The sequence below is a fragment of the Pantoea sp. JKS000250 genome, from assembly GCF_003201065.1.
Taxonomy (GTDB): Bacteria; Pseudomonadota; Gammaproteobacteria; order Enterobacterales; family Enterobacteriaceae; genus Pantoea; species Pantoea vagans.
The window spans coordinates 1474147-1495449 of record NZ_QICZ01000001.1 but is presented as its reverse complement, the minus strand read 5'-3'; the positions used below and the strand labels follow the sequence as shown (position 1 = coordinate 1495449).

At 56.7% G+C, this 21303-nt stretch carries 20 protein-coding genes; 14 read left to right on the top strand and 6 right to left on the bottom strand.

What is annotated here, in order from left to right:
* The first annotated feature begins 321 nt into the window (after positions 1-321).
* From gcvT to BY447_RS07115, 4 genes are all read left to right on the top strand, one after another.
* Positions 322-1419 (top strand): glycine cleavage system aminomethyltransferase GcvT, encoded by a 1098-nt coding sequence (gcvT, locus tag BY447_RS07130; protein WP_033784006.1) that lies wholly within the window; start codon positions 322-324, stop codon positions 1417-1419.
* A gap of 23 nt (positions 1420-1442) precedes the next feature.
* The gene (gcvH, locus tag BY447_RS07125; protein WP_033733675.1) at positions 1443-1829 is read left to right on the top strand and encodes a glycine cleavage system protein GcvH; all 387 of its coding nucleotides are present in this window, start codon (positions 1443-1445) and stop codon (positions 1827-1829) included.
* Between the two features lie 80 nt (positions 1830-1909).
* Positions 1910-4783, top strand: coding sequence for an aminomethyl-transferring glycine dehydrogenase (gene gcvP / locus BY447_RS07120; RefSeq protein ID WP_110330846.1), 2874 nt, complete (start codon positions 1910-1912; stop codon positions 4781-4783).
* A 66-nt stretch (positions 4784-4849) separates the two neighbouring features.
* The gene (locus BY447_RS07115; protein ID WP_033784003.1) at positions 4850-5593 is read left to right on the top strand and encodes an SDR family oxidoreductase; all 744 of its coding nucleotides are present in this window, start codon (positions 4850-4852) and stop codon (positions 5591-5593) included.
* Positions 5594-5611: 18 nt separating this feature from the next.
* Here BY447_RS07115 and BY447_RS07110 read toward each other — a convergent pair whose 3' ends face one another.
* Both BY447_RS07110 and BY447_RS07105 read right to left on the bottom strand, forming a co-directional pair.
* The gene (locus BY447_RS07110; protein WP_110330845.1) at positions 5612-7051 is read right to left on the bottom strand and encodes a 6-phospho-beta-glucosidase; all 1440 of its coding nucleotides are present in this window, start codon (positions 7049-7051) and stop codon (positions 5612-5614) included.
* Between the two features lie 115 nt (positions 7052-7166).
* The gene (locus BY447_RS07105; RefSeq protein ID WP_013358940.1) at positions 7167-7886 is read right to left on the bottom strand and encodes a MurR/RpiR family transcriptional regulator; all 720 of its coding nucleotides are present in this window, start codon (positions 7884-7886) and stop codon (positions 7167-7169) included.
* A 170-nt stretch (positions 7887-8056) separates the two neighbouring features.
* On the opposite strand from BY447_RS07105, the gene trhA reads away from it, so the two are divergent.
* On the top strand, positions 8057-8722 hold the full coding sequence (trhA, locus tag BY447_RS07100) for a PAQR family membrane homeostasis protein TrhA (RefSeq protein WP_013358939.1): 666 nt from the start codon (positions 8057-8059) through the stop codon (positions 8720-8722).
* 49 nt (positions 8723-8771) lie between these two features.
* Here the strand turns inward: trhA and ygfZ are convergent, their stop codons facing one another.
* On the bottom strand, positions 8772-9758 hold the full coding sequence (ygfZ, locus tag BY447_RS07095) for a tRNA-modifying protein YgfZ (RefSeq protein WP_110330844.1): 987 nt from the start codon (positions 9756-9758) through the stop codon (positions 8772-8774).
* A 226-nt stretch (positions 9759-9984) separates the two neighbouring features.
* Between ygfZ and sdhE the strand changes: the two genes are divergently transcribed.
* Positions 9985-10251: an FAD assembly factor SdhE gene (gene sdhE, locus BY447_RS07090; protein ID WP_013358937.1), complete on the top strand. Its 267-nt coding sequence runs from the start codon at positions 9985-9987 to the stop codon at positions 10249-10251.
* Positions 10226-10636: a protein YgfX gene (locus BY447_RS07085; RefSeq protein WP_095706727.1), complete on the top strand. Its 411-nt coding sequence runs from the start codon at positions 10226-10228 to the stop codon at positions 10634-10636. The genes sdhE and BY447_RS07085 overlap by 26 nt, the downstream gene beginning before the upstream one ends.
* Before the next feature lie 72 nt (positions 10637-10708).
* Here BY447_RS07085 and fldB read toward each other — a convergent pair whose 3' ends face one another.
* Positions 10709-11227, bottom strand: a complete 519-nt coding sequence (gene fldB / locus BY447_RS07080) for a flavodoxin FldB (RefSeq protein WP_110331921.1) — start codon at positions 11225-11227, stop codon at positions 10709-10711.
* A 102-nt stretch (positions 11228-11329) separates the two neighbouring features.
* On the opposite strand from fldB, the gene xerD reads away from it, so the two are divergent.
* The 6 genes from xerD to BY447_RS07050 all read left to right on the top strand — a co-directional run bounded on the left by xerD (position 11330) and on the right by BY447_RS07050 (position 18170).
* Positions 11330-12223, top strand: coding sequence for a site-specific tyrosine recombinase XerD (xerD, locus tag BY447_RS07075; protein WP_013358934.1), 894 nt, complete (start codon positions 11330-11332; stop codon positions 12221-12223).
* A gap of 21 nt (positions 12224-12244) precedes the next feature.
* Positions 12245-12958 carry a bifunctional protein-disulfide isomerase/oxidoreductase DsbC gene (gene dsbC, locus BY447_RS07070; protein WP_013358933.1) on the top strand — a complete coding sequence of 238 codons (714 nt, stop codon included), beginning with the start codon at positions 12245-12247 and terminating at the stop codon, positions 12956-12958.
* 3 nt (positions 12959-12961) lie between these two features.
* Positions 12962-14698 carry a single-stranded-DNA-specific exonuclease RecJ gene (gene recJ, locus BY447_RS07065; protein ID WP_107320073.1) on the top strand — a complete coding sequence of 579 codons (1737 nt, stop codon included), beginning with the start codon at positions 12962-12964 and terminating at the stop codon, positions 14696-14698.
* Positions 14699-14930: 232 nt separating this feature from the next.
* A protein-coding gene (gene prfB / locus BY447_RS07060; RefSeq protein WP_098052461.1) for a peptide chain release factor 2 occupies positions 14931-16029 on the top strand; the annotation gives its coding sequence in 2 pieces (ribosomal slippage) (positions 14931-15005 and positions 15007-16029; 1098 coding nt in all).
* A 2-nt stretch (positions 16030-16031) separates the two neighbouring features.
* Complete coding sequence (gene lysS / locus BY447_RS07055) at positions 16032-17552, top strand: lysine--tRNA ligase (protein WP_013358930.1); 1521 nt, start codon at positions 16032-16034, stop codon at positions 17550-17552.
* Positions 17553-17675: 123 nt separating this feature from the next.
* Positions 17676-18170 carry a cupin domain-containing protein gene (locus BY447_RS07050; RefSeq protein ID WP_110330843.1) on the top strand — a complete coding sequence of 165 codons (495 nt, stop codon included), beginning with the start codon at positions 17676-17678 and terminating at the stop codon, positions 18168-18170.
* Here BY447_RS07050 and BY447_RS07045 read toward each other — a convergent pair.
* A complete protein-coding gene (locus tag BY447_RS07045) occupies positions 18167-18793 on the bottom strand; it encodes a serine protease (protein WP_013358928.1) in 627 nt (208 codons plus the stop codon). The two genes, BY447_RS07050 and BY447_RS07045, sit on opposite strands and share 4 nt — an antisense overlap.
* Before the next feature lie 361 nt (positions 18794-19154).
* Here BY447_RS07045 and BY447_RS07040 point away from each other — a divergent pair, with 361 nt between their 5' ends.
* The gene (locus tag BY447_RS07040; RefSeq protein ID WP_033783996.1) at positions 19155-20318 is read left to right on the top strand and encodes an MFS transporter; all 1164 of its coding nucleotides are present in this window, start codon (positions 19155-19157) and stop codon (positions 20316-20318) included.
* Here BY447_RS07040 and BY447_RS07035 read toward each other — a convergent pair.
* Positions 20315-21235: a LysR family transcriptional regulator gene (locus BY447_RS07035; protein WP_110330842.1), complete on the bottom strand. Its 921-nt coding sequence runs from the start codon at positions 21233-21235 to the stop codon at positions 20315-20317. The two genes, BY447_RS07040 and BY447_RS07035, sit on opposite strands and share 4 nt — an antisense overlap.
* Positions 21236-21303: the final 68 nt, after the last annotated feature.

Genomic DNA, 21303 nt, shown 5'->3' with positions numbered 1-21303 from the left:
ATTTTGCGGCCGAATTCGCATTACTTTTTCTCATTCATCTCCTGGCAGGGTGCGGAATTTTTTTAACATCCTGAATGCCATCCCGCATAAATTTGCTGCGTATATTTAAAAGCCCTGCATTTATTGCGCGATTAATCACAAAATTGCAGTTTTTTATCCTGTGGTCAGCTGTTCCTGGTTAGGCTGTGCATCTGCTTTCGACCCCGGTTTGCTTATGGTTAATCGTCAGATTCGGTGGTAACGTCAGCCGTAAGAGAACGTTTGCGTCGGCCCTTAATTCCGGCGCACTTTTGCACTCAACCGCTTCTGCACAGGATGGTTATGACTCAGCAAACACCTCTGTTTGAACAGCATCAGGCCTGCGGTGCCCGCATGGTAGATTTTCATGGCTGGATGATGCCGCTGCACTATGGCTCCCAGATGGATGAACATCATGTGGTGCGCAGCGACGCCGGTATGTTTGATGTCTCTCACATGACCATTGTTGACCTGACAGGTCCGCGTACCCGCGAATTCCTGCGCTACCTGCTGGCAAATGATGTGGCAAAACTGACGCAGCCGGGTAAAGCGCTCTACACCGGCATGCTGAATGCTTCAGGTGGCGTCATTGATGATTTAATTGTTTACTTTATGAGCGAAACGTTCTTCAGGCTGGTGGTGAACTCCGCGACCCGTGAGAAGGACCTCGCCTGGATTACCCAACACGCAGAGGGCTATGGCATTACGCTCACTGAACGTGATGACCTGGCGCTGATTGCCGTGCAGGGGCCGCAGGCGCAGCAGAAAGCGCAGACCCTGTTCAGCGAAGAACAGCGTCTGGCTGTCGCTGGCATGAAGCCGTTTTTCGGTGTGCAGTCAGGTGACCTGTTTATCGCTACGACCGGCTACACCGGCGAAGCGGGCTATGAAATTGCGATGCCCGCAGAAGAAGCGGCCAATTTCTGGCAGCGTCTGCTGGCCGCTGGTGTAAAACCGGCTGGCCTTGGCGCACGCGATACGCTGCGTCTGGAGGCGGGTATGAATCTTTATGGTCAGGAGATGGATGAAGGCGTCTCACCGCTGGCCGCCAACATGGGCTGGACCGTCTGCTGGGAACCCGCCGATCGCGATTTCATCGGCCGGGAAGCGCTGGAACTGCAGCGTGAACGTGGCACCGAAAAACTGGTGGGGCTGATCCTCACAGAAAAAGGGGTGCTGCGTAACGGCCAGCCGGTGCGTTTCACCGATGACCAGGGGCAGTTGCAGGAAGGCATCATCACCAGTGGTTCTTTCTCACCGACGCTGGGTTACAGCATCGCCCTGGCGCGTGTTCCGGCCTCTATCGGCAGCACTGCCATCGTTGAGATCCGTAACCGACAGATGCCGGTTCAGGTTACCCGTCCCGTTTTTGTCCGCGCCGGTAAGCCGGTCGCCCAGTAAATTTTATTCAGGAGAAATGGCCAATGAGCAATGTGCCGAATACGTTGAAGTACCGCGACAGCCACGAATGGGTGCGCAAAGAAGCCGATGGCAGCTACACGGTGGGGATTACGGAACATGCGCAGGAGTTACTGGGCGACATGGTGTTTGTTGATCTGCCTGAAGTGGGCGCGACGTTTGCTGCCGGTGAAGAGTGCGCGGTGGCTGAATCCGTTAAAGCGGCCTCAGACATCTATGCGCCGATCAGCGGTGAGATTGTGGCGGTCAACGAAGCGCTGACCGACTCGCCGGAGCAGGTCAACAGCGAGCCTTATGACGGCGGCTGGTTATTCAAAATCAAAGCCAGCGACGCGTCTGAAATCGACACGTTGCTGGATGCGGATGCTTACAAAGCCTCCATCGACGAGTAGTCGTCAGGCGGCCTCGTGCAGAGGCCGCAGATTTCTGTTTGCTCTCCGGTTCCCCCAGCCCGATTCAGGATTTACTGCTAATGACTCAGACTCTCAGCCAGCTAGAACACAACGGTGCATTCATCGAGCGCCATATTGGTCCTTCACCTGAGCAGCAGGCGCAGATGCTTGACGCGATTGGTGCCCGTTCGCTGGACGCGTTAATCAGCACGATTGTGCCGGCAGACATTCAGCTGCCTGGCCCGCCCGCGGTGGGCGAAGCCGCTACGGAACAGCAGGCGCTGGCCGAACTGAAAGCCATTGCCAGCCAGAATCTGCGGTACAAATCCTGGATCGGTATGGGATACAGCGCGGTTATTACCCCGCCGGTTATCCTGCGTAACATGCTTGAAAATCCAGGCTGGTACACCGCCTATACGCCGTATCAGCCTGAAGTTTCACAAGGCCGTCTGGAAGCGCTGCTGAACTTCCAGCAGCTGACGCTGGATCTCACCGGCATGGATATCGCGTCTGCTTCACTGCTGGATGAAGCCACTGCCGCCGCCGAAGCGATGGCAATGGCAAAACGCGTCAGTAAGCTCAAAAACGCCAATAAATTCTTCATTGCCGACGATATTCATCCGCAGACGCTGGATGTGGTCCGTACACGTGCGGAGACGTTCGGCTTCGAACTGATCATTGACAGCGCCGACAAGGCATCCGATCACGACGACCTGTTTGGCGTGCTGCTGCAACAGGTGGGCACAACGGGTGAAGCGCACGATTACAGCGCGCTGATTGCCGGGCTGAAAGCACGTAAAGTCGTGGTCAGCGTGGCGGCGGACTTTATGTCGCTGGTGTTACTGGAAGCGCCAGGTAAGCAGGGCGCAGACATCGTCTTTGGTTCCGCTCAGCGCTTCGGCGTGCCAATGGGTTACGGCGGCCCGCATGCCGCCTTCTTCGCCAGCCGCGATGAGCATAAACGCTCCATGCCAGGCCGCATCATCGGTGTGTCACGTGATGCCGCGGGCAATACGGCGCTGCGTATGGCGATGCAGACCCGCGAACAACATATCCGCCGTGAAAAGGCTAATTCCAACATCTGTACGTCGCAGGTGCTGCTGGCCAACATCGCCGGTCTCTACGCGGTGTTCCACGGCCCGGCCGGTCTGAAACGCATTGCCTCACGCATTCACCGCTTCACGAATATTCTGGCAGCCGGACTGCAGCAGGGCGGCCTGAAGCTGCGCCATCAGCACTGGTTCGATACGCTGACGGTGGAAGTGGCGGATAAAGCCGCCGTGCTGAACCGCGCCCTGAGCTTTGGCGTTAACCTCCGCAGCGACATCCATAACGCCGTTGGCATCACGCTGGATGAAACCACCAGCCGCGACGATATTCTGGCGCTGTTCGCTATTCTGCTGGGTGATGAGCACGGCCAGGATCTGGAAAAGCTCGACAGCGAAGTCGCCAGTGAAAGTCACGCGATTCCGGCTGGCCTGCAACGCCACAGCGAAATCCTGACCCATCCGGTGTTCAACCGTCATCACAGCGAAACCGAGATGATGCGTTACATGCACAGCCTGGAGAAAAAGGATCTGGCGCTGAATCAGGCGATGATCCCGCTCGGTTCCTGCACCATGAAGCTGAATGCTGCTGCCGAAATGATCCCGATCACCTGGCCGGAATTTGCGGAGCTGCATCCGTTCTGCCCGGCGGAACAGGCGACCGGCTATCTGCAGATGATCGGCCAGCTTTCACAGTGGCTGGTGCAGCTTACCGGCTATGACGCACTCTGTATGCAGCCGAACTCCGGCGCGCAGGGTGAATATGCCGGGCTGCTGGCGATCCGCCGCTATCACGAAAGCCGCGGCGAGGGCGATCGTCATCTCTGCCTGATACCGAGCTCGGCGCACGGTACGAACCCGGCTTCAGCCCAGATGGCGGGCATGGACGTGGTGGTGGTGGCCTGCGATAAACAGGGCAACATCGACCTCGGCGACCTGCGTGAAAAGGCGGCACAGGCGGGCGATAAGCTCTCCTGCATCATGGTGACGTATCCGTCCACCCACGGCGTTTACGAAGAGACCATCCGTGAGGTGTGCCAGATTGTGCATCAGTACGGCGGACAGGTTTATCTGGATGGCGCGAACATGAATGCGCAGGTCGGCATTACCACGCCGGGTTACATCGGCGCGGATGTCTCGCACCTCAATTTGCATAAAACCTTCTGCATTCCGCACGGCGGCGGCGGTCCGGGTATGGGACCGATTGGCGTGAAAGCGCATCTGGCGCCGTTTGTTCCGGGGCACAGCGTGGTGCAGATCGACGGTGTACTGACGCAGCAGGGCGCGGTCTCCGCAGCGCCGTTTGGCAGCGCCTCGATTCTGCCGATCAGCTGGATGTACATTCGCATGATGGGCGCGGAAGGGCTAAAGCAGGCCAGTTCAGTCGCCATTCTGAATGCCAACTATATTGCCAGCCGCCTGCAGTCCGCCTATCCGGTGCTTTACACCGGCCGTGACGGACGCGTAGCGCATGAGTGTATTCTCGATATCCGCCCGCTGAAAGAGCAGACCGGAATCAGTGAGCTGGATATCGCTAAACGCCTGATCGATTACGGATTCCACGCACCGACCATGTCTTTCCCGGTGGCAGGCACGTTGATGGTGGAGCCGACCGAGTCAGAGAGCAAAATCGAACTGGATCGCTTTATCGACGCGATGCTGGCGATCCGCATGGAAATTGACCGGGTTACGGCAGGTGAATGGCCGCTGGACGACAATCCACTGGTGAATGCGCCGCATACCCAGCTGGAAATCGTCAGTGAGTGGTCACATCCTTACAGCCGCGAACTGGCCGTCTTCCCGGCGGGCAGCCACAACAAATACTGGCCGACGGTGAAACGTCTGGATGATGTATTTGGCGACCGTAATCTGTTCTGCTCCTGCGTGCCGATGAGCGACTATCAGTAATCTTCGCACAGACAAGCATTAACCATCAGGGGCCGCTTCGTCGGCCCTTTTTTCTGGAGAATCAGCATGAAACTGGCACTGGTTACGGGTGGCAGCCGCGGTATCGGACGGGCCACCTCGCTGTTACTGGCCGCGCGGGGTTATCGGGTTGCGGTGAACTACCGTCAGCGCGAGGCAGAAGCGCAACAGCTGGTGGCACAGATCCAGCAGCAGGGCGGTGAAGCCTTTGCGGTTCAGGCGGATATCAGTGATGAAGCCCAGGTGATGGCAATGTTTGCGCAGCTCGACCAGCAGTCTGTGCCGCTGGCGTTGCTGGTGAACAACGCCGGGATTCTGTTTCAGCAGTGCCGTACAGAGCAGCTGGATGCGGCGCGCCTGCATAAGGTCTTTGCCACCAACGTCATCGGGACCTTTCTCTGTTGTCGTGAGGCGGTGAAGCGGATGGGCACCCATCACGGCGGTCAGGGCGGCGCGATCGTAAACGTCTCGTCGGCCGCGTCACGTACCGGTGCGCCTGGTGAATATGTCGATTACGCCGCCTCAAAAGGGGCGATGGATACGCTGACGAAAGGATTGTCGCTGGAAGTGGCGCAGCAGGGGATTCGGGTTAACGGCGTCCGTCCGGGATTCATCTATACAGAGATGCATGCCGATGGCGGCGAGCCAGGCAGGGTGGATCGGCTTGCCAGCATTATCCCGATGGGACGTGGCGGTGAGGCAGAAGAGGTGGCGGAAGCGATCGTCTGGCTGGCCAGCGACGCGGCCTCTTACGTCACCGGCAGCATCATTGACGCTGCCGGTGGGCGTTAACAGAGTTTCAGTAATGAATCAGAGGTTTTCGCCGTTGCTGGCGATAACCTGCTGATACCAGCTAAAGCTCTTCTTCTTCGAACGAGAAAAATCGCCGCTGCCATCATCGTTTTTATTCACATGAATAAAGCCGTAACGCTTGTCGTACTGGCCGGTGGTAAACGAAACGCAATCCAGGCAGCCCCACGGCGTATAGCCCATTAATTCGACGCCATCATATGTCACGGCTTTCTTCATCTCTTCGATGTGCGCACGCAGATAGTCGATACGGTAATCATCTTCAATCAGCCCGTCGGCATTGGGCTTATCGATAGCACCAAAGCCGTTTTCCACAATAAACAGCGGCTTCTGATAACGCTCGTACATCTCGTTCATGGCATAGCGCAGGCCCACCGGGTCGATCTGCCAGCCCCAGTCTGACGCTTTCACATGCGGGTTTTTCACCACGCCTTCAAAGCCGGTAATCGGGTCGTCAACGCCGCTGGCATCGGTCTTCACGGCGTTACTCATGTAGTAGCTGAAGCCGACATAGTCGGCGCAACCCTGGCGCAGCGTCTCGGCATCGTCCGCTTCCATCTGGATGTTATACCCTTTGCGCGCCCACTCTTTCAGGGTGTACGCCGGATAGTAGCCGCGCATCTGCACGTCACTGAACACATAGCGCTGATGCATCGACTCCTGGGCCAGCACCACATCGTCCGGATGGCAGGAAAACGGGTAGACCGGGACCATGGCGATCATGCAGCCAATCTGAAAGTCAGGATTGATATCGTGACCGAGTTTGACCACTCTGGCGCTGGCAACAAACTGGTGGTGCATCACCTGATACATTGCCTCTTCAGGCTTCTCGTGTTCGGTGAAGATCACGCCTGAACAGCAGTAACCAAACAGCGGATACTGCCAGTTACGCTGATTGTTGATCTCGTTAAAGGTCATCCAGTATTTCACTTTGTTCTTATAGCGATTCAGCACCACTTCGCTGAAGCGCACAAAGAAGTCGACCACTTTACGGTTATGCCAGCCGCCATACTCTTTGACCAGGTGATAAGGCATTTCGAAGTGCGAAAGGGTGATAACCGGTTCAATGCCATACTTCAGCAGTTCATCAAACAGATCGTCATAGAATTGCAGACCCGCTTCGTTGGGCTGCTGCTCATCCCCGTTGGGGAAGATGCGGGTCCAGGCAATGGAGGTGCGGAAGCATTTGAAGCCCATCTCGGCAAACAGCGCGACATCCTCTTTGTAGTGGGAGTAAAACTCCACGCCCTTGTGGTTCGGATAAAAATGGCCAGGCTGCACGCCGTCGGTGATCACCCGGTCAACGCCATGCGAACCGCCGGTCAGCACGTCAGCAATGCTGACGCCTTTGCCGCCCTGATCCCAGCCGCCTTCAACCTGATGCGCCGCCACCGCGCCGCCCCACAGAAAGCCTTTTGGTAACTGCAATTCTGCACTCATGCTCCACCCCATTGCGGATATTGAAATTGGGCTGAGTGTAGCAAGGCAATAATGAAAGTCACGATATAACAGCGCGCCAGTCATTGCGTTTGTTACACCTGAAAAACAGGCTGTTTTATTTGCCCAGCTGGCGGCCGATCGCTTCAATAATATAGGTCACTGGCACCTGCGTCGTAATATCCGTGTTGTCCGCCATACGGATAATCGGCACATGGTAGCAGAGGTTGAAATCACCAATCTTCGCCAGCGAGCAGCTTTCCGTATTGGTTATCGCAATGATTCTGCACTTGTTCAGACTGAACTGGCTGGCAATACGCAGGATCTCTTCGGTTTCACCAGAGACGGATAAAATAATGGCAATGGCATTTTCATAGAGATCGGGAGCGACCGGGTAATAGGGATCGTCAATCGCATGACTGAATTTACCGAGATTGGAAAAAAAGCGCGCGCCATATTTTGCCAGGCTGCCGGAGGTGCCGACACCAATAAAGAAGACCCGCTCAGCCTGATTAATTTTCTGCGCGGCCTGGGCGATGAGCTGTTCAAATTCCGGGTTATTAATACTTTTAAAAAAGCTCAGCATCTCGCTGACGCCCGCCGTGTTGAGCAATGGCGCGCTCTGTTTTTCGCTTAAGCGCAGGCGGATGCGGAATTCCGACCAGCCTTCGCAGTCCATCTTGCGGCAGAAACGCAGCACGGTGGTGGTGGAGACACCAGCCTGCGCAGCCAGCTCGCGGATCGTCATGTAGCTGACGCCTTCGCGATGCTTAATGATGAACTGATAGACCTGCATTTCCAGATCGTTAAGGCGGGCAAGATCGCGATGCGAAAACATGGATGGCTCATTGAACAGTTGACCGGCGGTCAGTTTACCAGATTCAGCACCGGGTTTAACGGAGAGTGAATTTCAGCTAAATAATTTTAGCGTACACGTGTACACTGAAAAAATTATTGGCTACGCTGGGTAACAGTTATGACTGCTATGGCGCTGTTCAGGAACCGGATATGACCACTACACTCTCTCAAAAACACCGGCCCGCTGCGGGTTATTCAGTTGCTGAAGAAATTGCCAACAGTATCAGTCACGGCCTTGGCTGCCTGTTCGGTATCGTCGGGCTGATACTGATGATCAACCAGGCCACTGCGCGGCAGGCGGACACCCTCACTTTTATCAGTTACAGCCTCTATGGCGGTAGCATGATCCTGCTGTTTCTGGCCTCGACGCTCTATCATGCGGTTCCGGATGGACCGGCCAGACCCTGGCTGAAAAAGTTGGATCACTGCGCCATCTATCTGCTGATTGCGGGCACCTATACGCCGTTTCTGCTGGTCGGGCTGAGGACGCCGCTGGCATATGGATTAATGGCGGTGATCTGGGGGCTGGCGCTGGCCGGGATTCTGTTCAAGCTCACGATTGCACATCGCTTTAAAGCGCTGTCGCTGGTGACCTATCTCTGTATGGGGTGGCTGTCGCTGATTGTGGTTTATCAGCTGGCGATGATCCTGCCAGCGGGCTGCATCTGGCTGCTGGCCGCAGGCGGAATTATCTATTCGCTGGGGGTGATCTTCTATGTGGCGCGCCGCATTCCCTATAACCACGCTATCTGGCATTTGTTCGTGCTGGGCGGCAGTCTCTGCCACTTCTGCGCTATCTACTTCTATGTGCGCTGAGTAGATTGCGGCATGGCCCTTCCGTTAAAGGAAGGGCCTGGACGTTACATCACTCTTCAGTCAGCGAGTAGGGTAGTGGCTGAATGGTCAGATGCCCGCCCTCGTCACCTTCAACCCGCAGCACGCTATCCGGCTCCAGATCGTTATTCAGCACCACCTGAATCCAGCTGATGCCGTCATCTAACTGCACCGCAGCCAGCACGCTGCCGGTACGACGCCAGCGTTCACCCATCTGCAACTCCAGCGGGGCGTTGGCTTCGGGCAGATGACTGGCCTGACCCGCCAGCCAGTAAAGCGCGCGTTTATTGGCACCGCGATATTTCGCTCTGGCGACCATCTCCTGACCGGCATAGCAGCCCTTTTTAAAGCTGATGGCATCCAGCGCCTGCAGGTTAGTGGCCTGCGGAATAAACTGCACGCTGGTGGCCGGATCGATCACCGGAATTCCCGCTTCAATATCCAGTGCCAGCCACTGCTGACTGTCATTGAACTGTGCATCATCGTTGAGCTTCTGCTTCAGCGTCTCAGACTGTGCCTGCGAGGTAACAATCAGAAAGCGCTCGGCCGGATGGGCGAACCACAGCAGCGTCGTTTCTCCCTGCTGCACGACCGGTTTCTCGCTGTCGGGCAGGCTATCAAACAGATTCGCCAGCGCGGCGCGTGCCTGAAAACCGGCAACGCCCAGCAGCACGGACTCATCGTCAGCCGCCATCGTCACTTTCGAAAACACCGCGTATTTTTTTAACTCGGTCAACTGGGTGTCGCGCAGGTCACGGCGAATCAGATAGGCATAGCCTTCGCCGCGATGGAACAGGCGCATATTGCTCCACATTTTGCCTTTAGCATCGCAGTGTGCGGCGGGCGAATGGTGGTCTGCATCCAGCGCCGCGACATCCAGCGTTAACTGACCCTGCAGGTAAGCGGTGCTGTCGGCACCGGTAATGGAAACCAGCGCCCAGCTATCCAGTGACATCAGGGTTAACGGCAGACGAGACGACGCGGCAGGCTGGCGCGGCGGTAAAGTAAAAGTGGGCATGGAGGTATCCTGTATAAGAAGCTTCATCCGGAACATTGTCTTCAATGTTAAAAGAGCCGACTGGCAATGCAACCTGTTTACGGAAAACGGCGCACAAAAGGCGTGATAACCTTGAAAACGCGCGTTCTGGAATGTGGCAGGTTGCACAGCCTGCGACGCTGCGCCTGCGAGCCGCAGTAAACCAGGTTACACTAGCGGCCACGTTGTGAATTGTGGAAATTGACGCATGGATATTAATGATAAATCACGTATTCAGTGGGCCTGCCGTCGCGGCATGCTGGAACTGGATGTGGCGATTATGCCGTTCTTCAAATTTGAGTATGACACGCTGAACGACACGGATAAGCAGGTCTTTGTTGCCCTGCTGAAGAGTGACGATCCCGATCTGTTTAACTGGCTCATGAATCATGGCGAGCCAGCCGATCCGGAGCTTAAGCGGATGGTAAAACTGATCCAGCAGCGTAACCATGATCGCGGCCCGGTGGCAATGTAAGCTGCGACCCTCTCGCCTGGCGTGCGGATGTCTGTGCGCCTGGCTGGTGGCTGCCGTTCCTGGTGTAATCCTGATGACGCTGCCTGTGGGCGGCTGGCTGATTAAAACGCCGGTTATTCTGCTGATGCTGGCTGAAGGCTGGCGTTGTTACCGGCGATTGATTCGGCGACACGGCACATTGCAGCGGGAAAGCGTTCATTGCTGGATCTGGCAGGGAAAACGCTGGCGGCCCACCCAGCCGCTGCGGTGGTTACCGATTGGCGTACTGCTGGTAGCGAAGAGCGAGCAGGGGGCTGCGCTGCGCTGGTGGCTGATGCAGGATAATATGCAGCCGGACGAATGGCGGGCGTTACGCGCCAGCTGCTTCAGTAAGGCGCGGCATTAACGGCAACAGGGCTGGCAATCATCGTCTGCTGGCGCATGGGTTCAACAACAGCAAACCAGCGCGCCTGACCGGTCAGAGCAGTGCGGCGGTTTCGGTTAACACCTGTTCACACCACTGCTCAACACGCTCATCGGTGACCTCAAACTGATTCACATCATCCAGCGCCAGCCCCACAAACTGCGCGCCATCGGCACTCAGCGGTTTCGGGCTGGTAAATTCATAGCCTTCAAGCGGCCAGTAGCCGACAAAGCGCACGCCCATCGGCTGGAGCAACTCGTGCAGCATGCCGAGCGCATCTAAAAACCACTCGCCATAGCCAATCTGATCGCCCATGCCATAGAGCGCGACAATCTTGTTTTGCAGATTCAGCGCGGGCAGCTGCGTCCAGATGGCTTCCCAGTCCTCCTGCAACTCACCGAAATCCCAGGTCGGGATGCCCATGACCAGCAAGTCGTACTGCTCCATCAGGCGCGGGTCGTCATCTTTGACGTTATGCAGCGTTACTAACTCTTCGCCAATAAAATCGCGAATTTTTTCCGCTACGATTTCGGTGTAACAGGTACTGGAACCGTAAAAAAGACCGATTTTCATGCAGATAACACTCTGTAAATACTGACTTTGGCGCAATTGTACCAGAAGCACCGCTGAATCAGGCATAATGAGCATGATTTTACACCAGACGGCGGAGATAACGTGCAGGACAGCGAACTGACAGAACAGTTTCTTGATGCGCTCTGGATTGAACGCAATCTGGCGCAGAATACTCTCTCCTCTTATCGTCAGGATCTTCAGACGCTGACCGGCTGGCTGACGCATCACCAGCTGACGCTGCTCAGCGTGACGCCGCTGGATCTGCAGCAGTTCCTGGCCGAACGGCTGGAGGGCGGCTACAAGGCGACCAGCTCAGCGCGGCTGCTCAGCGCGATGCGTCGCCTGTTCCAGTATCTTTATCGCGAAAAGCTGCGCCCGGACGATCCCAGCGCGTTGCTGTCCGCGCCAAAACTGCCGCAGCGTCTGCCGAAAGATCTCAGTGAAGCCCAGGTTGAGCGGCTGTTGCAGGCACCGGATACCAACATTCCGCTGGAGCTGCGCGACAAGGCGATGCTGGAAGTGCTCTATGCCACCGGCCTGCGCGTCTCTGAACTGACTGGACTGACGCTCAGCGACATCAGCCTGCGCCAGGGCGTCGTGCGGGTTATCGGTAAAGGCGATAAAGAGCGGCTGGTGCCGTTAGGTGAAGAAGCGGTTTACTGGCTGGAGCAATATATGGAACATGGTCGCCCATGGCTGCTCAATGGTCAGACACTGGACGTGATGTTTCCCAGTAATCGGGCACAGCAGATGACGCGCCAGACCTTCTGGCATCGCATCAAGCATTACGCCACGCTGGCGGGGATCGACAGCGAAAAGTTATCGCCGCATGTGATGCGTCACGCCTTTGCGACCCATCTGCTGAACCACGGCGCGGATCTGCGTGTCGTACAGATGCTGCTGGGACATAGCGATCTCTCTACCACCCAAATTTATACGCACGTCGCCACTGAGCGCCTGCGTCAGTTGCATCAACAACACCATCCGCGAGCCTGATTCGCGGCCATAAGGATAAAAATGAACAAGCATTTTGCCATGCTGGCCCTGTTAGCCAGCGCCTTTTCCGGTCTGGCACAGGCCGATGACAGCGCCATTCAGCAATCCCTTAAAAAGCTCGGTCTGAACCAGACGGAGATCAGCCCGTCACCATTGCCAGGGTTTAAAACCGTACTGTCGGAAAGCGGCGTGCTCTATGTGACCGATGACGGCAAGCATATGATTCAGGGCCCGCTCTATGATGTCAGCGGCAAACAGCCGGTCAACGTCACCAACCAGCTGCTGGACAAAAAAGTCGAGGCGCTGGTGCCGGAAATGATCGTCTACAAAGCGCCAAAAGAGCAGCATGTGATCACGGTCTTCACCGACATCACCTGTGGCTACTGTCACAAGCTGCACGAGCAGATGGCGGACTACAATGCGCTGGGCATCACCGTGCGCTACCTGGCGTTTCCGCGTGAAGGGCTGAATGGTCAGATCGAACCAGCGATGAAAGCGATCTGGTGCAGCGCTGATCGCAATAAAGCGTTCGATGAAGCGATGAAAGGTAATGCGCCGAAGATGGCCGCGCCGGACAGCTGCAAAATCGATATTGCTCAGCACTACAAACTGGGCGTGCTGTTCGGTATTCAGGGCACGCCCGCGATGCTGACCGACACCGGCATGATGATCCCGGGTTATCAGTCGCCGCAGGAGCTGAAGCAGGTGCTGGACAATCAGAAGCGTGGTGGTTAATCGGTGTTAAAACAGGAAGTGGAACTGCGTCGCCGTGAGGTGACGGTTGACGATGCGCTGCCGGCTACGCTGCCGCCGCTGCTGAAACGACTCTATCTGCAACGCGGCGTGTGCGACGCCGCGGAGCTGGAGCGCGGTGCGAAAAACCTGCTGCCGTATCAGTCCTTAAGCGGGATTGAGAGCGCCGTGGCGCTGCTGCACCAGGCGCTGCTGGATGGGCGCCGCATTATGGTTGTGGGCGACTTTGATGCCGATGGTGCGACCAGTACCGCGCTGACGGTGATGGCGCTGCGCAGCATGGGTGGCGGCAACGTGCAGTATCTGGTGCCTAACCGCTTTGAAGATGGTTATGGCCTCAGTCCGGAAGTGGTTGAGCAGGCGCGTGCGCGCGGTGCCGCAATGATCCTGACGGTCGATAACGGCATCTCCTCTCATGCCGGTGTGGAATGCGCACATCAGCACGGTATTCCGGTGCTGATTACCGATCACCATCTGCCGGGCGAAACCTTACCGGCCGCTGAAGCGATCGTGAATCCCAATCTGCCGGACTGCAACTTTCCCTCACGCGCGCTGGCGGGCGTGGGCGTCGCGTTCTATCTGATGCTGGCGCTGCGCGCCCATCTGCGTACCCAGGGCTGGTTTGGCGCTACCCGCACTGAACCGAATCTGGCGGAGATGCTGGATCTGGTGGCGCTCGGCACGGTAGCCGATGTGGTGCCGCTCGACGTTAATAACCGCATTCTGGTGTGGCAGGGGCTCAGCCGTATCCGGGCCGGAAAATGTCGGCCAGGCATCCGGGCGCTGCTGGAGATTGCGAATCGCGATGCGCGTCAGCTGGCGGCCAGCGATCTCGGTTTCGCGCTGGGGCCGCGGCTCAACGCCGCAGGCCGCCTCGACGATATGTCGGTGGGCGTAGCACTGTTAATGACCGACGATCTCAGCCAGGCGCGCATGCTGGCCAGCGAGCTGGACGCGCTGAACCAGACGCGCAAAGAGATAGAGCAGGGCATGCAGAGCGAAGCGCTGGCGCTGTGTCAGGCACTGGAGCGTGAGCAGAGCGATCTGCCGCTGGGACTGGCCTTTTATCACCCCGAATGGCATCAGGGCGTGGTGGGCATTCTTGCCTCTCGTCTGAAAGAGCGTTTCCATCGTCCGGTCATTGCCTTTGCGCCGGCGGGCGACGGCACGCTGAAAGGCTCGGGCCGTTCGATTGCCGGTCTCCATCTGCGCGACGCGCTGGAGCGTCTGGATACGCTGAATCCAGGCCTGATGCTGAAGTTCGGCGGTCACGCCATGGCGGCCGGTTTATCGCTGGAAACCGCGCGCTACGAGGAGTTTCGTCAGCGCTTTGCCGACCTGGTCGGAGAGTGGCTGGATGGCGAATCCCTGCAGGGCATCATCTGGTCCGATGGCGCGTTACAGCCGCAGGAGTTTTCGCTGCAGACCGCAGAGATGCTGCGCGAAGCCGGTCCCTGGGGCCAGGCGTTCCCGGAACCCGCGTTTGACGGCAAATTTAAGCTGCTGCAACAGCGTCTGGTGGGCGAGCGACATCTGAAAGTGATGGTCGAGCCGCTGAATGGTGGGCCGCTCATCGATGGCATTGCCTTTAATGTCGATACCACGCTCTGGCCCGACAGCAGCATTCGTCAGGTCGAACTGGCGTATAAGCTGGATATTAATGAGTATCGCGGTAACCGCTCAGTGCAGCTGATCATCGACCATATCTGGCCGCTGAACTGAGTCAGACAGGCTGTCGCGACTCTCCGGCCACGGCAGAGGCGCGACAGCCTGATTATCCCCTGCATTAGCCCGCTACCTGCGAGCATGTCGACGCGCTGCAAGACGCAAATGCGACACGTCACACAACCCCGGCATCCGCCCGCTGTCTCAGCGCTACAATCTGCCGCCAGTTTCGGGTAAACTTGTGCGTTAATTTTCCTGTCCCATCGAACATAAGAAAGACGCTAAAGCCATGTTTGAAATCAACCCGGTCAAAAACCGTATTCAGGACCTCAGTGAGCGCAGCGACGTTCTTCGGGGGTATCTTTGACTACGATGCCAAGAAAGAACGCCTCGAAGAAGTAAACGCCGAGCTGGAACAGCCCGATGTCTGGAACGAACCTGAGCGTGCTCAGGCGCTGGGCAAAGAGCGCTCCTCGCTGGAAGCCATCGTGCAGACGCTGGAACAGATGTCGCAGGGCCTGGAAGATGTGCAGGGTCTGCTTGAGCTGGCCGTAGAAGCGGAAGACGAAGAGACCTTCAACGAAGCCGTTGCCGAGCTGGATGTCCTTGAGGGCAAGCTGGGCGAACTGGAATTCCGCCGCATGTTCTCCGGCGAATATGACAGCGCCGACTGCTACATCGATCTGCAGGCGGGTTCCGGCGGCACCGAAGCGCAGGACTGGGCCAGCATGCTGATGCGTATGTATCTGCGTTGGGCCGAAGCGAAAGGCTTCAAAACCGAAATTATCGAAGAGTCTGAAGGTGAAGTTGCGGGCATCAAATCTGTGACCATTCGCGTGTCAGGCGACTACGCCTTTGGCTGGTTGCGCACCGAAACGGGCGTGCATCGCCTGGTGCGTAAGAGCCCATTCGACTCCGGCGGCCGTCGTCACACCTCCTTCAGCTCCGCCTTTATTTACCCGGAAGTGGATGACGATATTGATATCGACATCAACCCGGCCGATCTGCGCATTGACGTCTATCGTGCGTCGGGTGCGGGCGGTCAGCACGTTAACCGGACCGAATCTGCGGTGCGTATTACCCATATTCCAACCGGTACCGTCACCCAGTGTCAGAACGACCGTTCTCAGCACAAGAACAAAGATCAGGCAATGAAGCAGATGAAAGCGAAGCTGTACGAGCTTGAGATGCAAAAGAAAAATGCTGAGAAACAGGCGCTGGAGGACAACAAGTCCGACATTGGCTGGGGAAGTCAGATCCGTTCTTACGTTCTCGATGATGCACGCATCAAAGATCTGCGCACCGGCGTAGAGACGCGTAACACCCAGGCGGTGCTGGACGGCGATCTGGATCGTTTCATTGAAGCTAGTTTAAAAGCAGGGTTATAGACATGTCTGAACAACAACCGCAGAGCGCTGATGCCGCCGTTGAGTTAAATAACGAACTGAAAACGCGCCGTGAAAAGCTGAGCGCGCTGCGTGCCAACGGTCTGGCGTTTCCCAACGATTTCCGTCGTGACAGCCTTTCGAACCAGCTGCTGGAAAGCTATGGCGAGAAGAGCAACGAAGAGCTGGAAGCGCTGGGTATCGAAGTCAGCGTCGCCGGCCGCATGATGACCCGCCGTATCATGGGTAAAGCCTCTTTCGTCACCCTGCAGGATGTGGGCGGCCGGATTCAGCTTTACGTTTCACGTGACGATCTGGCGGAAGGCATCTACAACGAGCAGTTTAAGAAATGGGACCTCGGCGATATCCTGGGTGCGCGTGGCAAACTGTTCAGAACCAAAACCGGCGAACTGTCGATTCACTGTTCAGAACTGCGTCTGCTGACCAAAGCACTGCGCCCGCTGCCGGACAAGTTTCACGGCCTGGCCGATCAGGAAACCCGTTACCGTCAGCGTTACCTTGATCTGATCGCCAACGAAGAGTCTCGCAACACTTTCAAAATTCGTTCGCAGATCATGGCCGGTATTCGCCAGTTCATGGTGGGCCGCGACTTTATGGAAGTGGAAACTCCGATGATGCAGGTGATCCCGGGCGGCGCCTCTGCGCGTCCGTTTATCACCCATCACAATGCGCTGGATATCGACATGTATCTGCGTATCGCGCCAGAGCTTTATCTGAAGCGTCTGGTGGTGGGTGGCTTCGATCGCGTGTTCGAGATCAACCGTAACTTCCGTAACGAAGGTATTTCGCCACGTCATAACCCAGAGTTCACCATGATGGAACTCTATATGGCCTATGCGGATTACAAAGATCTGATCGAGCTGACCGAAAGCCTGTTCCGTACGCTGGCGCAGGATGTGCTGGGCAGCACGGTTGTGCCTTACGGCGAGCAGGAGTTTGATTTCGGCAAGCCGTTTGAAAAACTGACCATGCGTGAAGCGATTAAGAAATACCGTCCGGAAACGGATCTGGCCGATCTGGAAGACTTCGACAAAGCCGTGGCGATTGCACAATCCCTGCACATCAAAGTAGAGAAGAGCTGGGGTCTGGGCCGCGTCGTAACCGAAATCTTTGAAGAGACCGCAGAAGCGCATCTGATTCAGCCGACCTTCATCACTGAATATCCGGCTGAAGTCTCTCCGCTGGCCCGTCGTAACGACGAGAACCCGGAAATCACCGATCGTTTTGAGTTCTTCATTGGTGGTCGTGAAATCGGAAACGGCTTCTCTGAGCTGAACGATGCGGAAGATCAGGCTGAGCGTTTCCTGCAGCAGGTGAATGCCAAAGATGCGGGTGACGACGAAGCGATGTTCTACGACGAAGACTATGTCACCGCACTGGAACACGGTCTGCCGCCAACCGCGGGGCTGGGCATCGGTATTGACCGTATGGTGATGCTGTTTACCAACAGCCACACTATCCGTGATGTGATCCTGTTCCCGGCATTGCGTCCAGGCAGCAAGTAAGTCTGACTGTTCTCAGAAAAGGCCGGGCATCCCGGCCTTTTTTATATCTGCTGTTCGCCTCGCCATGCTTGAGTCATGCCGCTTCCTCTGCCAGGCTGAATGTCTCAACCTGGAGCCATCATCATGACGCAACGTCCCGACTGTATTCGCCACTGGCAGGCGCTGGAAGGCGAAGATAACGAACACTATGCCGACAGCGATGAGCGCATGTCGATTGGTGCGCCACTGGGGAGATTGCTGGGATTAACCCGCCTTGGCATTCACCATGAAAGGCTGTTGCCCGGACGCCGCTTGTCTTATCCCCACGCGGAGAGCGCGGAAGAAGAGTTCATTTTTGTGCTTGAAGGACATCCTGACGCCTGGATTAACGGCGAGCTTTATCCACTGTCGCCGGGCGATGCAGTGGCCTTTCCGGCGGGCACGGGCATTTGCCACACCTTTATCAATAACAGCGAGCACGAGGCACGCTTTTTAGTGGTGGGGGAGACCAGCAAGCCTGAAAATCGTATTACTTATCCTCTTAACCCGGATTACGAAGCAACCCGTAAAGACAGATGGCTGAATCCGCCCGAACATCCTATGGGCAACCATCCCGGTTTGCCCGACAAAAAAACTTAAGATTTTATCGCCTGATCCAGCCAGGTCTGGAACCGTGAATAGGGCACATAGAGCGCAACGTTCTTATACAGCGTCTTACCGCTGGCATTGTCATTGATGTTATTGCTGTAGCCAATAATTACACCTGCCAGCGTGTCGTCTGAGGCGTTATAGACCGCGCCGCCCGACATCCCTTTCACCACACCCGCATTCGCCGCGACGACGACACAGTCTGGCTTGTTCCAGCTGTTTGCCAGCGTGGTATTAATCAGGTTCTGTCCGCTGGAGCTGACCGGCATGGCCGAAATAAAACTGTAGCCGTAGAGATTCACCTGGTCGCCGATATGACTGTTGCGGAAGCTGGGTGGCAGGTTCATTTCGCTGTTTTTGTGGTAGACCACCGCCAGATCGCATTGCGGATGCCAGGCTTTGACGCGGTAAAGTGAAAACTTCGCCACGTGCGCGGCGGTCAGACTGTACTCCGGCGTCAGCGGGATAGTGGTACCGAGCGTACCAAAGCCCAGCACGGTGGGAATGCCGGTGACGGTCATATCAACCCGTTTTTCAGCCTCTTTACTGTACTCATAATGACCCACCGAGCAGCCGGTTAAGCCAAACACCATTAAGGCTATGAGTCGTTGCATTCTCTCTCCCTGCGTCAGAAGTTGATTACATCACCTGGCAATTGATTAGGGATATATCGGCAACGTTAAAGATTTATTAATTAATTCCGCATTAAAAAGCGTAACCGGTGAGCGGAAAATCACAACCCAGGCGTGGGTATTGCGGCTTTTCTGGGCTTTAATCCGCAGATAGGCAGAGAGAGGTGTTTCAGTAAGGCATCAGGATTATTGCGGCGGCGGCAATAATCCTTTGCTGCACGCAGGCTATGTCGCAAATCAGCGCTGTGCTGTAATACTCAACGTGACGCAGATCAAATTCTAACAAGCGTCGAGGGGCGGCGCGTCTGCGCGGTTCACCTGCAAATAAAACCGGGAGAGTGTTATGCCTGTAGCATTAATGGCGCTGGCGTTGAGTGCGTTCGCCATCGGAACCACCGAATTTGTCATTATGGGATTGCTGCCGGAAGTGGCACGTGACCTTCAGGTGTCGATTCCGTCGGCGGGCTGGCTGATCAGTGGCTATGCGCTGGGAGTGGCGATTGGTGCGCCGATTATGGCACTGCTCACCGCCAGACTGCCGCGCAAAAAAACGCTGATCCTGCTGATGGTGATCTTTATTGTCGGCAACCTGCTGTGTGCGCTGGCTTACAACTACAACCTGCTGATGCTGGCGCGAATCGTCACCGCACTCTGTCACGGTGCTTTCTTTGGTATCGGCGCGGTGGTGGCCGCCAGCCTGGTGCCGGCCGGTCGTCAGGCTTCTGCTGTGGCGCTGATGTTTACCGGGCTGACCCTGGCTAACGTGCTGGGCGTTCCGCTGGGAACCAGCTTCGGACAGATGTTTGGCTGGCGCGCTACGTTCTGGGGCGTAGCAGTGATCGGCGTGCTGGCGTTTATCGCCCTGATCGTGAGTCTGCCGAACAATAAAGAAGAGAAGCCGGTTCATCTGGCGAGTGAAATCGGTGCGCTGGCCAACGGCAAACTCTGGCTCTCGCTGCTGATGACGGTGTTCTTTGCCGCGGCGATGTTTGCCCTGTTCAGTTACATTGCGCCGCTGCTGTTAGAGGTAACGGGCATCAGCGATCGGGGTGTCAGCTGGACGCTGTTCCTGATTGGCGCGGGCCTGACAGTGGGTAACATTCTTGGCGGCAAACTGGCCGACTGGAAAGTCTCCTTCAGTCTGATCCTCAGCTTTTCTCTGATCGCCATCTTCTCGCTGCTGTTCAGCTGGACCAGCCATGCGCTGTGGCTGGCGGAGCTCACCCTGTTCCTGTGGGCAATGGCGACCTTTGCCACGGTACCGGGCCTGCAGATCAACGTGGTCCGTCACGGCAAAGAGGCACCTAATCTGGTCTCAACCCTGAACATTTCGGCGTTTAACGTCGGTAATGCGCTGGGTGCCTGGGTCGGCGGGGCAGTCATTGGCCGTGGTTTTGGCCTGACGGCGGTGCCGGTTGCGGCAGCTGCGCTGGCCGCTATCGGCCTGCTGATCTGCCTGATCACCTTCCGTAAATCGGGCAGCGCAGCCGCCAGAGTTCGCGCTTAAGCCAGGCGGGCGGCAATACGTGCCGGAAAGTCAGCCACCTGCTGCTGCAGATGGCTGACAAAGGCATCGACCAGCGCTGACGCGGGACGGTGTTGTGGCCTCACCAGGCTGACGGTAAACGGCACCGCCACGCTGAATTTTCGCATCACCACACCGCTGTCGGCGTAATCCAGCGCCGTCAGCGGATTCACAATCGAAATACCCACGCCCGCTCTGACCATCGCGCACACCGACGCGGCGCTGTGCGTCTCCATCACCAGCCGCCGTTCGACGCCCTGATCCTGAAACAGCGCATCCAGCAGTTGACGATAGCTGTCGTTGCGCGACAGGCTGACATACTGTTCGCCCGCAAAGTCGTGCGGTGTCAGTTCTGCACGCTGACTCAGAGGATGCTGCTGTGGCAATACGCATACTTCATCACAGGTCAGCAGGGCGAGGCGGTCAGTGCCAGCCGGCGCGTGCTGGGTTTCGGTTAAGCCGATATCGTAGCGCTGTGCCGACAGCCACTCCTCCAGCAGCGGCGACTCCTGCGGAATCACATTCAGGCTCACATCCGGGTAGCGCTGTAAAAAAGGCTGACACAGCGGTGGCAGCAGCGACTGCGAAAAAACCGGCAGGCAGGCGATCGACAGCTCACCCTGACGAAACTGACGCAACCCTTCTGCCGCTTCCATGATGCGATCCAGCCCATACCAGGATCGCTGTACCTCTTCAAACAGACGTAACCCCTGTACCGTCGGCTGCAGGCGACCGCGTACCCGCCCGAACAACGCTAATCCCAGCTGCTGCTCCAGTCGTGCCAGCTCCCGGCTTACGGTCGGCTGTGAGGTATGCAGCAGCGTAGCAGCCTGGGTCAGGTTGCCGCTGGTCATCACCGCATGAAAAATTTCGATATGCCGCCAGTTAATGTTCGCCACGCCGCCTTCCTATATCTATTCTGAATAGATGCTATTAAAACAGATATTTTTCGCTATGGCATGATTCT